This is a genomic window from Klebsiella sp. D-Nf1, assembly GCF_002810515.1.
Taxonomy (GTDB): domain Bacteria; phylum Pseudomonadota; class Gammaproteobacteria; order Enterobacterales; family Enterobacteriaceae; genus Klebsiella; species Klebsiella variicola.
In genome coordinates, this window is sequence record NZ_PIOK01000002.1 from 433873 (window position 1) to 447712 (window position 13840).

The following is a 13840-nucleotide window of genomic DNA, read 5'->3' on the forward strand; positions in this document are numbered from 1 at the left end:
ATGAAAAAGACGCTGATCCTGTTAGCGATGGTAGTTGCCCTGATGATCCTGCCCTTTTTTATTAACCACGGTGGTGAGTTTGGCGGCTCGGACGGCGAAGCGGAGAGCCAGATCCAGGTGGTGGCACCAGATTATCAACCCTGGTTCCAGCCGCTGTACGAACCGGCGAGCGGTGAGATTGAGAGCCTGCTGTTTACCCTGCAGGGCTCGCTGGGCGCGGCGGTGATTTTTTACATTCTCGGGTATGCGAGGGGCAGGCAGCGCCGTGATGACCGGGTTTGACCGACTCAGCTACCAGAGCCGCTGGTTGCAGGTGGCGCCAGAGCGGAAGTTTCTGCTCTGGCTGCTGCTGATGGTGCTGGCCTTTACGCTGCCGGCGTGGGGCCAGGCGCTGACGCTGGCGCTGACCGCCGCGTTGACCTGCTGGCTGCTGCGGGTCTCATTCTGGCGCTGGTGCCGGTGGATGGCGCTGCCCTTTGGCTTTTTGCTGGTCGGCGTGCTGACCATTCTGTTCAGCATCAGCCGCGATCCGCAGATGCTGTTAACGAGCTTTCGGCTGGGCGCTTTCTCGATAGGGATTTCCGCCCAAGGGCTGGCCGTGGCCGGGGAGACCTTCTGGCGCAGCCTGGCGGCGATGGCGGCCACGCTCTGGCTGGTGCTTAATCTGCCTTTCCCGCAGCTGATTATCTTACTCAAGCGCGGTCGCGTACCGCGACTGTTGACGGAGCAGATCCTGCTGACCTGGCGCTTCATTTTTATTCTGTTAGACGAGGCGATGGCGATTCACCGCGCGCAAACCCTGCGTTTTGGCTATGGTAGCGTGCCGCAGGGCTATCGCTCGCTGGCGATGCTGGTGGGACTGCTGTTCACCCGCGTCCTCCTGCGCTATCAGCAGATGAGCACGGCGCTGGATATCAAATTGTACCAGGGTGATTTTCACCTCTAAGGATAAGTATGCTTGCCACAACCGATCTCTGGTTTCGCTATCAGGATGAGCCGGTACTCAAAGGGCTGACGCTGGATTTTTCCCGCCACGCGGTGACCGGCCTGGTGGGGGCCAACGGCTGCGGAAAGTCGACGTTGTTTATGAACCTGAGCGGCCTGCTGCGCCCGCAGCAGGGGGCGGTGCTGTGGCAGGGAGAGGCGCTGAATTACAGCAAGCGCGGTCTGCTGGCGCTGCGCCAGCAGGTGGCGACGGTTTTTCAGGATCCGGACCAGCAAATCTTCTATACCGATATCGACAGCGATATCGCTTTTAGTCTGCGTAACCTCGGGGTGGCGGAAGAGGAGATCGCCCGCCGGGTGGATGAAGCGTTGACCCTCGTCGATGCCCAGGGGTTTCGCCAGCAGCCGATCCAGTGCCTCAGCCATGGGCAGAAAAAACGGGTGGCGATCGCCGGGGCGCTGGTGCTGCAGGCGCGTTACCTGCTGCTTGACGAACCCACCGCGGGCCTCGATCCCCGGGGGCGGGCGCAGATGATCGCCATCATCCAGCGCATTGTCGGGCAGGGGCGACGCGTGGTGATCTCCAGTCACGATATCGATCTGATCTATGAGGTGAGCGACGCCGTTTACGTTCTGCGTCACGGCGAAGTGCTGGCCGAGGGGGATCCCGGCGAGGTATTTGCCTGCGCGGCGATCATGGCCCAGGCGGGATTGACGCAGCCGTGGCTGGTGAAACTTCATAGCGAACTGGGGTTGCCGCTGTGTAAAACCGAAGCGGAGTTTTTTCAGCGGATGCACAACAACGCGATAGGCGCGATAAAGGAGGAGTCATGACGCTGGCAGTGATGTTACAGGGCACGGCTTCCGACGTCGGGAAAAGCGTGCTGGTGGCGGGACTGTGCCGCATTTTTCATCAGGATGGGCTGCGTACCGCGCCGTTTAAATCACAGAATATGGCGCTGAACTCCGGCATTACGCCGGATGGCAAAGAGATGGGCCGGGCACAGATTTTCCAGGCCGAAGCGGCAGGGATCGCGCCGGATGTCCGCATGAACCCGATTTTGCTCAAGCCCACCAGCGACCGTCAGGCGCAGGTGGTGCTGATGGGGCAGGTGGCGACCAGCATGGACGCGGTGAGCTATCACCAGTACAAGCCGCGCCTGCGCGAGCAGATCCTCGCGGTCTACCAGAGCCTGGCCGGGGAGTATGAGGCGCTGGTGCTGGAAGGCGCCGGCAGTCCGGCGGAGATTAACCTGCGCGACCGCGATATCGTCAATATGGGCATGGCCGAGATGGCGCAATGTCCGGTGATCCTGGTGGCCGATATCGACCGCGGCGGGGTGTTTGCCGCGATTTACGGCACGCTGGCGCTGCTCCAGCCCGAGGAGCGGGCGCGGGTGAAAGGGGTGATCATCAATAAATTCCGCGGCGATGTGGCGCTCCTGCGCTCGGGGATCGAGCAAATTGAGGCGTTGACCGGGGTGCCGGTGCTGGGCGTTATGCCGTGGCTTGACGTGGATCTCGAGGATGAGGACGGCGTCGCGCTGCAGGCCGGGAAATACCATCGCACCGACCGGCGCGACATCGACATCGCCGTGGTTCACCTGCCACATATCGCCAATTTTACCGACTTTAACGCCCTGGCGGCGCAGCCTGACGTCCGGGTGCGCTATGTCCGCGATCCGCAGGCGCTGGCCGACGCCGACCTGGTCATTCTCCCGGGCAGTAAAAATACCCTCGGCGATCTGTGCTGGCTGCGCGAGAGCGGCATGGCGCATGCGGTCGAGCAGGCCCGGCAACGCAAGGTGCCGCTGCTGGGGATCTGCGGCGGCTATCAGATGCTGGGCGAAACCATTATCGATGAGGTGGAGTCTGGCCTTGGCACTCAGCCCGGACTGGCGGTGCTGAAGACCGTGACCCACTTCGCCCAGCACAAAACCACCACCCAGGTACAGGCGACTCTGGGGTCTGCGCTCCCGGATTGGTTAGCCGACGCGGCGGGTCTGCGCGTCAGTGGCTACGAAATTCATATGGGCGAGACGCGCCGCGAGGCAGGCTGCCCGCCGCTGCTGCAACTGCATAAAGCGGGGCAGTCAGTAGAGGACGGGGCGATAAGCGACGACGGGCTGGCATTCGGCACCTATCTCCATGGCCTGTTCGACAGCGATGCCTTTACCCGGGCGCTGCTCAACGGCCTGCGTCAGCGCAAAGGGCTGGCGCCGCTGGATAGCGCGCTGGAATATGCCCGCTATAAAACCCAGCAGTTTGATCGGCTGGCGGACGCCATGCGCGAACATATCGCCATCGATAAAATTTACGCCATCATGCGCCAACATCAGGAGCCCCTATGCTGACTCTGGTTACCGGCGGCGCGCGCAGCGGCAAAAGCCGCCATGCCGAGGCGCTGATTGCCGATGCGCCGCAGGTGTTATATATCGCCACCTCGCAAATCTTTGACGACGAGATGGCCGCAAGGATCCAGCATCATCGCGACGGCAGGCCCGCCCACTGGCGCACCGCCGAGCGCTGGCAGCAGCTTGATGAACTGATCACCCCGGATATCGCCCCAGAGGAGGCGATTTTGCTGGAATGCATCACCACCATGGTCACCAACCTGCTGTTCGCGCTCGGCGGCGACAGCGACCCCGATGGCTGGGATTACGCCGCCATGGAGCGGGCTATTGATGACGAAATTGGCGTGCTGATTGCCGCCTGTCAGCGCTGTCCGGCGCACGTCGTGCTGGTGACCAACGAGGTGGGGATGGGCATTGTGCCGGAGAATCGCCTGGCGCGGCATTTTCGCGATATTGCCGGGCGGGTCAATCAGCGCCTGGCGGCCGCGGCGGATGCAGTCTGGCTGGTGGTCTCTGGTATCGGCGTCAAAATCAAATAACTCAATCGCTGGCTGACCGGGCCAGCCCTGGCAGGGATTCTGTATGGAAAATTTAAACACGGTTCTGCGGGCGATCCCCGCGCCGGACGCCGACGCCATGGCGCGGGCACAGCAACACATCGACGGCTTACTCAAGCCCCCCGGCAGCCTCGGGCGTCTGGAGGCGCTGGCGGTGCAGCTGGCGGGAATGCCCGGCCTGGGCGGCCAGCCGCAGGTGGCGAAAAAGGCCCTGCTGGTGATGTGCGCCGATCATGGGGTGTGGGACGAAGGGGTGGCGATTTCACCGAAAGCGGTCACCGCCATCCAGGCGGCGAATATGACCCGCGGCACCACCGGCGTCTGCGTGCTCGCCGCCCAGGCCGGGGCGAAAGTGCATGTGATTGATGTCGGTATCGATAGCGAACCGCTCCCCGGCGTGGTGAATATGCGGGTGGCGTGGGGCTGCGGCAATATTGCCCGCGGCCCGGCCATGAGCCGCGAGCAGGGGCAGGAATTGCTGCTGGAGGTGATGCGCTACACCCGCGCGCTGGCCCAGGAGGGCGTTACTCTGTTTGGTGTCGGCGAGTTGGGGATGGCCAATACCACGCCGGCGGCGGCGATCGTCAGCGTCCTGACCGGCAGCGATGCGCAGGAGGTGGTTGGGATTGGCGCCAATCTGCCGCTGGCGAAGGTTGGCAACAAGGTGGAGGTGGTGCGGCGGGCTATCGCCGTCAATCAGCCCGACTCGAATGATGGCCTCGACGTGCTGAGCAAAGTCGGTGGTTTCGATCTGCTGGGGATGGCGGGGGTGATGCTAGGGGCGGCGGCCTGCGGGCTGCCGGTGGTGCTGGATGGCTTTCTTTCCTACGCGGCGGCGCTGGCGGCGTGCCAGATAGCGCCGGAGGTGAAACCGTATCTGATCCCGTCCCACTATTCGGCGGAGAAGGGGGCGCGTATCGCGCTGGCGCACCTGGGACTCGAACCGTATCTCAATATGGGTATGCGTCTGGGAGAAGGCAGCGGCGCGGCGCTGGCGATGCCGATCGTCGAGGCGGCCTGTGCGATGTACCATCGCATGGGCATGCTGTCGGCAAGCAATATTGTGTTACCGAAGGGGTAAACCGGTGAGGGGGCGGCAATAGCCGTTCCCGTTTTCGGCAGAGGTTTTGCTGGCGGCAGAAACAAAAAAACACCCTTGAGGGTGTTTCAGGTTGCTGGCAAAAAAGGAAAAAGCGTAGTTTTTCCTCCTTTGTGGTTATCAACCGAAAATCAATAAATTGATTTTCCTTGTTACTTTTCTGGCGCAATCTGCAAGCTCAATGAAGGTGCGCTACCTGACATAAGTCACGCGCGCTCCTGCTGTTTGAGATGACGCAGCACAATCCGGCCTTCCGCAGAAAATATACCATCAAAGCGTATCCAGCCGGTATCGGGAAGTTGGGCATAAATAAGATAATTGAGGTGCCCCGGACGGGGCTGCGGCTGCAACTCCACGCGCAACTGGCTCAGGCGGGGTTCGTAGCGCAGTAACGTCTCTTCTATCTGGTGTATCAAACCATGAATACCCGCGGTCATTCCCTGATGAATCATGCTGAGGTCCGGCAAACCATAATCCGGTAAATGCGCCAGCGTTCCTGCCCGGCAGTTGATGATGCGCTGCATGTTGTCCATAACGGAGAGAATAAGCTGATCCCGCTCGCTGACCTGCTCCAGCGGCAGCTCACCACTGAAGCTGAAAGTCAGCATTTCAAATAAAGAAGATGCTGCCATCGGTTACTTATCCTGAAGGGGGAGCAGGCGGAGATCGCTTCTCATCAGCTCTATGGTGCGGGGCCTGTCAGCTTCCAGTTCATCCCTTTTGAGTACCAGTCGCCAACTGTTGCTTTGTTCATCGGGGTGATAAAACTGACCAACGATGGCGACAAACTGGGTCTCTTTATCCAGAGGGACATTCAGGGAAACCGCACCCGCTGGCTTCATCCAGACGGTATGTTTGGCCAGTACATCTGACTTCAGCGTTTTTTCTTCCTGCATAAGCAGCGTGTCATAGTTGGCCTCGTCAAAACGCTCACGTGTTTTCAGTTGCCAGACATGGATCATCGTGGAAAGCGGTGTGTCTTGCGCATCTGTATTCAGCGCGCTGCGCGATACAAAATCGAGATGCAGCGTTTTGATCTGCTTGTAGAAAATGGCCGATGCTACTTCTTTAGTGCCGTCAGTCACTCTCTGGGTCAGACCGCAGCCGCTCAGCAGCGTCGCGGCGGCAAGTGCGCTGACAGCATGTCGTTTATAGGGTGTAAGAAACATGAGTAACACTCTCCCTGTTGCGGGTGGATGATGTGGGCATGAGTCCCTGATAACGCCCGAGACTGACCGTGACCGTACCGGCGACTGGGGCAGCAAAAGACGCCCGCAGCACGCCCGTTCGGCTTACCTGAACGCGCTGTTTTCCCAACTGTGCCGGAGGCAGCAGACTGACGGGCAAGGTTAGTTGCAGGCGGGTCTGGTAGCGCCAGCCCAGATAGACACGCAACAGCACCAGCAGGTCGGTATGTAGTTGCCCACCTGGCAGCCAGCCGCGTGCCTCTCCGTCATCTTCGGTATACAGTTTCAGCAGTAACTGGCTGTTAACGTCAGTGCCGGTGTTGCCCAGCAGTGCCCGAGTTTTCAGGCAAATACGCGATCTTTTTGATAAACCCGCAGGTTCAGGCAGGACAATCTGTTGTGGATCGTGCGGTATAACCATCGCTTTCGTCTTTGGGGCCAGTAATCTGACCAGCGCCGTTATGCCTTCTGCTGTACGCGTCGGCAGACGCATCACGCTGAGTAATGCCAGAAAACGCGAGACTGGCGTGGCGATATGATTTTCGCTGCCGGGAATGCCCAGACCAATCAATCCCAGCAGGCAGCGGGAAATATTATCCACGGCTCCCGGTTCAAACGACGTAGGGTAATTATATTTGCGCCAGATACGATAGTACTGAGTGATAAAACGATGGTTAAAAATGTCCAGAAACGCCATCATCGCTTCATGGCCGTCCCGGCGCTGCGCGATGTAGTCGAGATAGGCTGTCGGCAGCGGTGAATCCACACCGTACAGCCCCAGAAACGTGGTGCGCACCGTGTGTGGCGCGTCAGGATGATCCAAATCCTGTTCGACGCTTTTTAGTTCGCTTACCGGGAACCCCATCCCCGGATGTGGACGAAAACGGACGGGATCGTCTGCCGGATTGGTTGTGCTCCCCAGCGGTGGCGTCTGTGGTTGGCTTTGTTCAAGAAGCTGGCAGAAACGGTAAAAGTTAATTCGGTTAATGTCCGGAGCAAGCCTTTCCGTCAGCCCGGTACGCGCTGGCTGTGGTGTTCTGTCCATTGCAAACATTTTCCTGTAGGTTGCAGAATCAGCGTCAACTGAGTAAATAAGTGGATGTCGGCATACAGGGCGAAAAAGCGGTGCAGCAGTTCGCCAAACAGGGTGATATCGCCTTCGCCGGCGAAACCGTTGCTGTCCAGCGTGATCTGAATATCCACGCCGCGCAGTAGAAAACCTTTTTCAAAACGCTGAATTAGGTGATGCTGAACGTCAACGATCGCCTCCAGACGGCGTCGGTTCATTTCGCTTTCCGTCCAGTCGTACAGCGCCAGCGTGCCGCGCAAGATTTCGGCGTTGTCCATCATTGACAGGAAGTTGGAGCCTAAGTGGCTGAGTACCCGCCAGTGGAAACGGTCACGCGCCGGGGGATAACAGGGCTGCGTCGGCGCACACAGGTTGCGCACCCGCAGTGCATGCTGCATGGCGTTGACGGGGGTGTCCAGCACCGTGCTTTGCAGCGCTTTACGCGGAAGCTGACCGTTGGTGCCGGTCAGACTCAGGGACAGGGTTTCGTCTTCCAGCAGGCGGTCGATATCGAATGCGTCGCCCCCAAGGATCAGCCAGGTATCATGCAAACCGGAAGGGCCGCGTTTTACCCGCGTATGGTAATAACGTTCCGGCGAATCATGACGCAACATCCCGCCCCGGTGGCGAAAACTGGAAAAGGGCACATATGCCTGACTGCCGGTGTGTCGCGAAGAAATAATATTATCGACGGAGTAAATTTCCGTATGCCCGTCCTGAATACGCATGGGGCGCAGCAAGTATTCATTTTCCAGCGGAGAAAGATGCAGTGGATCGGCTTCCAGCGGGAACAGGTTGATCACCGGTACGCAGTGCAGGCGGATATTTTCGGTACTGAACGGCAGATCGTGAGACCAGCTTTCCGCCAGCACCACATCAATTTCGAATCCACTCATTCCTGCCGGCCAGACCACATTCTCCAGCCCGTTGAGGGCGACAAACATAAACTTCTCGCGGAAGGTGAAATACTCCAGCAGCAGTTGGTAGCCGCTGAAGGCCGATTCGCCTTTTGGCCAGAGCGGATCGTCCTTACCGAACCCCATCGGGGAAAAATAGCCGTCCAGTGTCCGACGTTCCTCCCCCGGCAGGCGAAACCAGATTTGCTGCACCCCCAGCGTCAGCGCCCGGTGTAATGCACAGGCCAGCGGACTGTCCGCATTGAGATAGAGCGGCAGTCTCGATAAATCAATCTGTGACCCGTCGCCAGCCAGCGGGCTGCACTCAAAGCGCAGACGGATAACCGAGCGTCCGTCCTGTTCGTACTGTAACGACACCTCTGGTAAAGCCAGCGGAAGCAGGGTGATATCCCGCGTGGCGCTGTAGCAGCAACGTGTCCGGTGTTCGCCGACGGGCCTCGAGAGCACCTGAAAATCACTCAGTGTTTCGCTCTGCTTCATTTGTCGATGATCGGTTAACAGTTCCACCACCGACAGCGACGGGATTGTACGCAGATAATGAGGCCACAGGAGGCTCACCAGCCCCTCAGTCAGTTCAGGTAGATCGTCATCCAGTTTTTCCCGCAGGCGGCCCATCAGGAAGGCGAAACCTTCGAAGAGACGTTCGACATAAGGGTCGCGCGCGCCGGGCTTATCGAGATTGAGCATAGCGGCGCGATCAGGATACGCTTGTGCAAACTCTTTACCCGCTTCACGCAGGTAGCGCATTTCGGCTTCGTAATAGCGTTGGGTTAAATCATCCATAATGAGCGGTTCCTTGATAGCCGGTGATGATAATGGCCTGTCGTGGAGGCTTTCCCTGTCAGGCATATGGCGGCTTCTGGTTGCAGGGGCCTTTACCCGCCAGCGGGTTTACAGTTGCAGTCAGTCACTCATCCTCTCCATATTCCCTCCTGTCCGCCGCCCCTTTCTCTGTCAGGAATACCTGCCCTGGCAGGCGGAAGTTTTTCAGCGTCAGAAGCGCCAACGGGCCTTTGCCCTGCTCGACGCGCATCAGGTAATGCAGCGGCAGACCGTCCGGCGCTTGCCACAGCAGCTTAAAGCTGCTGCTGTCCAGCTGTGTGACCTGCGCCTGTTCCAGCAGACGAATAAAACTCCAGCTTCCCCGGAAGTCGGCCAGAATACGTTCCATATTCTGCGTACTGGTCCAGCTCAGCGATGCGCCGGGCAGCCACTGCTCATGCGGCCAGCTGAAACGCTGCCAGCGTTCTTTCTGGTTGAAATATTCCAGTTGCTGGCCGTCAATCACCAGATGCGTTTTCATCACGTCACGTGCCGGTTTTGCCATCAGTTCAAAATGTACCCCGGCATCGCCGCTGGCAAAGGCTGTGTCGGCCACATCGCGCAGGCGATTCAGGGCGCGTAAAAACGCCGGGTTGATCGCCAGTCCCTGCGTGTTCATGGTGTCAGCCACCCAGTACCGGCCTTCGCGTTTCAACATTCCGGTGAGGCTGGTGGCAATAAACTGATTTATCCGCCCGTCGTCACGCAGGTACTGCGCCAGCAGGGGAAGTGAGGCGTCATTCGCTGTGTCTTTGAACGGGTAGCGCCCGGCAAAATCCTGCTCCCAGAGGTTGACAATAGCGCGCTGCCACTGCCGGTTAAGGCTATCCGCTGCGGGCGTCAGCACCTGTCGCCATGCCTGCTCCACCGGGCTAACAAACAACGACTGGCCAAAACCACTCCATTCTTCACCCAGACTGGCGGCTATCAGACGGCCATAATCGCGGGTATCGGTAAGATCGACCGTTTTCCCCTGAAATACGGTCTGCGCCAGCTGCTGGGTCATCTCCTGCGGGTCGGGGGCGTTAATCACCTGTTGCAGCTTGAGGCGCACACGGGTGACGCGGGTCAGCCAGGTTTGCAGGCTGAGCTGAGTATCACCCCGCCCTCCGGTTGTATCCCCGGTCAGTCGCAACAGCGGGGCAAACGTTTTGTCCATTGGTCCCGCCGGTGTTTCATCTTTACGGACGGCATGCGACGTATTTTCCTTGCCGTTAAACAGTGCTTTTGCCGACTTTACCAATGAATCCGACAGGCCTGCGCTTTCCCTTCCGGTTGCCGCCTGCCATGCCACGGTATCCGTGAGCGTAATCAGCGGCGACTGGCGGGCATCAGCCATCAGCGTTAACTGGACAAGCACGCCGGAAAGCGAGTCCTCTTTCTTCCAGCGAATGCTGTTGAGGAAGGTCTGCCAGCTACCGGCGAAATCAGTGAAGTAGCGTGTTGTCAGGCGGGCGCGCAGCACCTCCGGCGAGATATCGGCGGATGCGTCCTGCCGACGGTCACTGAGCACCCAGTCGATTTCCTCACGCCGGGCGGTGACCACCTGTTCTATTGCCTCTTTTACCTGTCCTTCCCACGCCTGACGGGTAAACATTCCCGGCACGGTCTGTTCGGTACTGAAAAGCGGGTCCGCCAGCGTGTCGCCGGTCATGTCTGCCAGCGTGATATCGGCGTAGTTACGGGAGACCTGTTTCAGGACGTTCTGATAGAGGGTGTTTTCCGCATTGCGCGCCCCAATCTGGCGCAGCAGAATTTTGCGTACCTCACCGGTCAGTTGCGGCTGCGGGGCGATTTTCCACTGTGGATGCTCCGGCAGATTAGCCATCCAAAAGGTCAGCAGCGATGGCAGCACGCTTTGCCGGGTACCTTCCGGTACAGCTGCATAGCGCAGATGCTCTGCCATCAGCGTGGTGCTGAAAAAGGCGGCGTCAGATTTTTCCGGGCGGGACATCATCAGCAGCGCCTTAAGCTGTTTATAACGCTGTTCTCCCGTTGCGGTGCGTTGCGGACTGTTCGGCGGCAGGGCGACAAAGGCGTTCAATTGTTGCTGCAGATACGCGGCTGCGACATCGCGCACCAGCCGGTTTGCCGCCTGGGCATAACCAGGAAAGGCGGCGCTGAGCAGATGCGCGTTACGTTCAAGACCGAAACGCTGATACCACGGCGCACCGTGGCGAATACGGTACTGCAGACGCTCGAGTTGGCTCTGTAAGGTATGCAGTGCGGTCAGTTGTTCTGAAAGCGGCAGTCGGATATCACGCGCCCGCGTCGCCTGTATCCCGGTTTCCTGAATCAGGGCACGGTTGGCGAAAAAGGAGGTCATCATTCCGGCCACCCATACCGCCAGCACACAGGCGCAGATCGCTAACATAGTGCGCCACCACGGAAAACCCACTCTGCGCCCCCGCTCATTATCGCCAGTCACGCCCAACCATACCGGCGATGGCAACCATGCGTGGATCGCGGCCTCTGGCGCGGGGGGAAGCGGAGGGCTGAACATCAGACCACGCAGTTGCATGCAAGAAAACGCGCCACCGGCAAGGAGCGGTTTTAGCGCCGTCTTCCATTTAACAATACCGCCTTCAGCGAGCTGATGGGCAAGCCGTAACAGGAAATCGTGGTGGTCGTTATTCAGTAACTGCTGTACTCCCTGTGCGGTCAACTGCAGTGTCCGCGCTTCCAGCAGCGACGCCAGTTGTTCCGGCACGCAGCGTTCAGGCAACAGGCAACCGACGCTTTGTAGCGTACGCCCAGCCTGATAACCACCGTCATCACAAACTTGCCACAGATATAACGGGGCCTGAAAACCGAGCAATTTTCCGCAGGTAGCCAGCTCACGCCAACCTTTATCCACTTGCGCCGTCTGGCAACATTGTTTTTCCGTCAGCGGCCAGATAATGCCGTCCAGCGGACGGAAATGGCGCAGTCTTTTCAGGGATGTCAAAAGTGTCGTATCCGGGGCTGCCGACGCGGAGCCTCCGTATATTAACACTGTGTACTCGCCTTCCTGCCAGCGCTGCGCCGTTAATCCTGGTGCAATCGCTTCCACCTGCGTCGATTCACCCATCACCAATAGCAGGCGGACTTTATGTCGCCAGAGCAGGCCATAGCGGGACCGAAGTTTTGATTTAAGAAGGATGTAAAAATCATCAGATAGTCGCTTTTCATTTTTGGCCGGCACTTCAGGCCGATAAATCGTCTGCTCTTTCTTTTGTTTCCTGAGCCACCAGAATGGTGAACACACCAGTCCGAATAACAGGATTGCAAATATCCCTCCCCATAGTGACCACGCCTGTTGGGCGGATACTCCTCTCCTTGCCAACAAATCCTGATTAATGAAAATCAATAAGGCACAAATTCCTGCCAGCCCTATAATAAGAAGAAGATAGCCCCAGAAACCATAGCGCGCAGTATGCATTATTTTTCCTCACGCTCAAAATAGTGGCCTGGTGTAATTAAACAAAGCCACTTTGTTTCAATTTTTTGTGATGTTTGACAAATAACCAACTGTTCTTTGCTCATTTTCCTGGTGGCTTCAGTTAATATCGCCAGAGATAATGGAAAGGCTAACTCACTTCCTGGGCCAAAAGAATGGTCAATCATGTGCAGCGGCTGTCTCCTTGGCAGTTCCCATTCGTATTGGTTAGCATACTGCATAATGTTTTCTATTAGTTCATTATTAATATTAGAAACCCAGATGTGTTGTAACTTGTTTTTATTTAATTGATTGTATTCAACTAGTGTATTTAAATTCGATTTCAGCCCCTCGGGTTCTAATATCATGGTTCGACCTATGCCAGCGATAACGGGGATGGCATGTCGTTTTGCAAATGAATAAGAAGTAATTAACTGACCAGAAACTAATTCACTGTGTTTGCCAGAGGCATCTCCTGACCAGCGTTGTAGGCAAATGACTAAAACCAAACCGTCGAAATTTTCATTATCATAGAATGACTCAATGCATTCAATGGAGTTGACTGTCTCTGGAACCAGATCCCACTGCGAGAGAACCGCTTGCTCTATTGTTTTACACTCTTTGTTTTTAGACTGTAATATATAAATTGTCTGCAAATAGTTGCGATAACCTGGATACTGATGCTCCAGGTTTTGATGGATGTTACTCGTTATTGCAGTGATAGTGTTGCGCAATGGAAAAGAGAGAGGTCTCGCTTTTTGTGGATATGCAGGAATATCCTTAAGTGGTCCCAGTAATGAATCTATTCCTTCGCCATCTGGAGTGTAAATAATATTGCCAACTACTGCTAATTGTTTTTGACTCCATTTCCGCCAGTGTTCTTTTATTTGCTCTTTTTCAGTGTTCCACGCCAGGCAGGAGGCAACGGATTGTTCATATTTATTGATCACAACGCCCATGATGCATAACCAGAGGAGTAATGCTGGTAATATGCCATATATCAATACGTCACCATATGTGACAAGATTAAAGGCAAATAGCCCGCACAGTCCACCTATGGTTAACATGGGAATTAACAATATAATCCAACGTCTGTAATTTGGTTTAGGAAGAGGGCTTCTTTCCGGTACTACGGGTATCATCCATCCCATATTATGACTCTATACTGTTTTCCGATTGGGAGCTTATGACACGGCATCCACATGCGCACTGGCAATTATTCACGACGATGTTTTTACCTTGTTCCATCGCTGTCGAATCACCTTCCTGTATAGGATTAACCCCGTGTTTAGGACAGGAAACTAAATCTCCTACCAATGCAACCTGTACGCCGTTAATAAACATGGTTGAAGATGCGGTTATGACCTTACCTCCATGAGTAGTAGCATCACCTAAACAAACAAGTCCTGGCATATTTTCTATCCTGTTGAACGGTTGGTAAAAGAAATTATAAAGCGTTATAAAAGGGCAGG

General features: G+C 56.8%; 13 protein-coding genes. 6 read left to right on the plus strand and 7 right to left on the minus strand.

All coding sequences use genetic code 11. The features are described from left to right. Genes CWM54_RS12120 through cobT form a run of 6 tightly spaced genes read left to right on the plus strand, consistent with a single transcriptional unit; the run spans position 1 to position 4937 of the window. Positions 1–282: an energy-coupling factor ABC transporter substrate-binding protein gene (locus CWM54_RS12120; protein ID WP_012967312.1), complete on the plus strand. Its 282-nt coding sequence runs from the start codon at positions 1–3 to the stop codon at positions 280–282. Then, positions 269–946: an energy-coupling factor ABC transporter transmembrane protein gene (locus tag CWM54_RS12125; RefSeq protein ID WP_100697243.1), complete on the plus strand. Its 678-nt coding sequence runs from the start codon at positions 269–271 to the stop codon at positions 944–946. The genes CWM54_RS12120 and CWM54_RS12125 overlap by 14 nt, the downstream gene beginning before the upstream one ends. 8 nt (positions 947–954) lie before the next feature. Continuing rightward, positions 955–1779, plus strand: coding sequence for an energy-coupling factor ABC transporter ATP-binding protein (locus CWM54_RS12130; protein WP_100697245.1), 825 nt, complete (start codon positions 955–957; stop codon positions 1777–1779). Next, positions 1776–3299 (plus strand): cobyric acid synthase, encoded by a 1524-nt coding sequence (locus CWM54_RS12135; RefSeq protein WP_100697247.1) that lies wholly within the window; start codon positions 1776–1778, stop codon positions 3297–3299. The genes CWM54_RS12130 and CWM54_RS12135 overlap by 4 nt, the downstream gene beginning before the upstream one ends. After that, positions 3293–3838 carry a bifunctional adenosylcobinamide kinase/adenosylcobinamide-phosphate guanylyltransferase gene (gene cobU, locus CWM54_RS12140; protein ID WP_004205511.1) on the plus strand — a complete coding sequence of 182 codons (546 nt, stop codon included), beginning with the start codon at positions 3293–3295 and terminating at the stop codon, positions 3836–3838. The genes CWM54_RS12135 and cobU overlap by 7 nt, the downstream gene beginning before the upstream one ends. 43 nt (positions 3839–3881) lie before the next feature. Then, the gene (gene cobT / locus CWM54_RS12145) at positions 3882–4937 is read left to right on the plus strand and encodes a nicotinate-nucleotide--dimethylbenzimidazole phosphoribosyltransferase (protein ID WP_100697249.1); all 1056 of its coding nucleotides are present in this window, start codon (positions 3882–3884) and stop codon (positions 4935–4937) included. A gap of 224 nt (positions 4938–5161) precedes the next feature. On the opposite strand, the gene tssE is transcribed toward cobT, so the two are convergent. The 7 genes from tssE to CWM54_RS12180 all read right to left on the minus strand — a co-directional run bounded on the left by tssE (position 5162) and on the right by CWM54_RS12180 (position 13781). Next, positions 5162–5587: a type VI secretion system baseplate subunit TssE gene (gene tssE, locus CWM54_RS12150; RefSeq protein WP_004181152.1), complete on the minus strand. Its 426-nt coding sequence runs from the start codon at positions 5585–5587 to the stop codon at positions 5162–5164. Positions 5588–5590: 3 nt separating this feature from the next. Further along, a complete protein-coding gene (gene tssJ / locus CWM54_RS12155; protein WP_100697251.1) occupies positions 5591–6124 on the minus strand; it encodes a type VI secretion system lipoprotein TssJ in 534 nt (177 codons plus the stop codon). After that, positions 6105–7187 (minus strand): type VI secretion system baseplate subunit TssG, encoded by a 1083-nt coding sequence (gene tssG / locus CWM54_RS12160; protein WP_100697253.1) that lies wholly within the window; start codon positions 7185–7187, stop codon positions 6105–6107. The genes tssJ and tssG overlap by 20 nt, the downstream gene beginning before the upstream one ends. Continuing rightward, the gene (tssF, locus tag CWM54_RS12165) at positions 7151–8911 is read right to left on the minus strand and encodes a type VI secretion system baseplate subunit TssF (protein WP_100697255.1); all 1761 of its coding nucleotides are present in this window, start codon (positions 8909–8911) and stop codon (positions 7151–7153) included. The genes tssG and tssF overlap by 37 nt, the downstream gene beginning before the upstream one ends. Before the next feature lie 124 nt (positions 8912–9035). After that, positions 9036–12371, minus strand: coding sequence for an ImcF-related family protein (locus CWM54_RS12170; protein WP_100697257.1), 3336 nt, complete (start codon positions 12369–12371; stop codon positions 9036–9038). Next, complete coding sequence (locus tag CWM54_RS12175) at positions 12371–13519, minus strand: hypothetical protein (RefSeq protein ID WP_100697259.1); 1149 nt, start codon at positions 13517–13519, stop codon at positions 12371–12373. Before CWM54_RS12175 ends, CWM54_RS12170 begins: the two co-directional genes overlap by 1 nt. A gap of 1 nt (position 13520) precedes the next feature. Beyond that, a complete protein-coding gene (locus CWM54_RS12180; protein ID WP_071839042.1) occupies positions 13521–13781 on the minus strand; it encodes a PAAR domain-containing protein in 261 nt (86 codons plus the stop codon). Positions 13782–13840: the final 59 nt, after the last annotated feature.

Excerpts from the sequence above, each read along its gene's own strand:
- CWM54_RS12120 (WP_012967312.1), top strand. The coding sequence starts at position 1 with ATGAAAAAGACGCTGATCCTGTTAGCGATGGTAGTTGCCCTGATGATC.
- CWM54_RS12125 (WP_100697243.1), top strand. The coding sequence starts at position 269 with ATGACCGGGTTTGACCGACTCAGCTACCAGAGCCGCTGGTTGCAGGTG.
- CWM54_RS12130 (WP_100697245.1), top strand. The coding sequence starts at position 955 with ATGCTTGCCACAACCGATCTCTGGTTTCGCTATCAGGATGAGCCGGTA.
- CWM54_RS12135 (WP_100697247.1), top strand. The coding sequence starts at position 1,776 with ATGACGCTGGCAGTGATGTTACAGGGCACGGCTTCCGACGTCGGGAAA.
- cobU (WP_004205511.1), top strand. The coding sequence starts at position 3,293 with ATGCTGACTCTGGTTACCGGCGGCGCGCGCAGCGGCAAAAGCCGCCAT.
- cobT (WP_100697249.1), top strand. The coding sequence starts at position 3,882 with ATGGAAAATTTAAACACGGTTCTGCGGGCGATCCCCGCGCCGGACGCC.
- tssE (WP_004181152.1), bottom strand. The coding sequence starts at position 5,587 with ATGGCAGCATCTTCTTTATTTGAAATGCTGACTTTCAGCTTCAGTGGT.
- tssJ (WP_100697251.1), bottom strand. The coding sequence starts at position 6,124 with ATGTTTCTTACACCCTATAAACGACATGCTGTCAGCGCACTTGCCGCC.
- tssG (WP_100697253.1), bottom strand. The coding sequence starts at position 7,187 with ATGGACAGAACACCACAGCCAGCGCGTACCGGGCTGACGGAAAGGCTT.
- tssF (WP_100697255.1), bottom strand. The coding sequence starts at position 8,911 with ATGGATGATTTAACCCAACGCTATTACGAAGCCGAAATGCGCTACCTG.
- CWM54_RS12170 (WP_100697257.1), bottom strand. The coding sequence starts at position 12,371 with ATGCATACTGCGCGCTATGGTTTCTGGGGCTATCTTCTTCTTATTATA.
- CWM54_RS12175 (WP_100697259.1), bottom strand. The coding sequence starts at position 13,519 with ATGGGATGGATGATACCCGTAGTACCGGAAAGAAGCCCTCTTCCTAAA.
- CWM54_RS12180 (WP_071839042.1), bottom strand. The coding sequence starts at position 13,781 with ATGCCAGGACTTGTTTGTTTAGGTGATGCTACTACTCATGGAGGTAAG.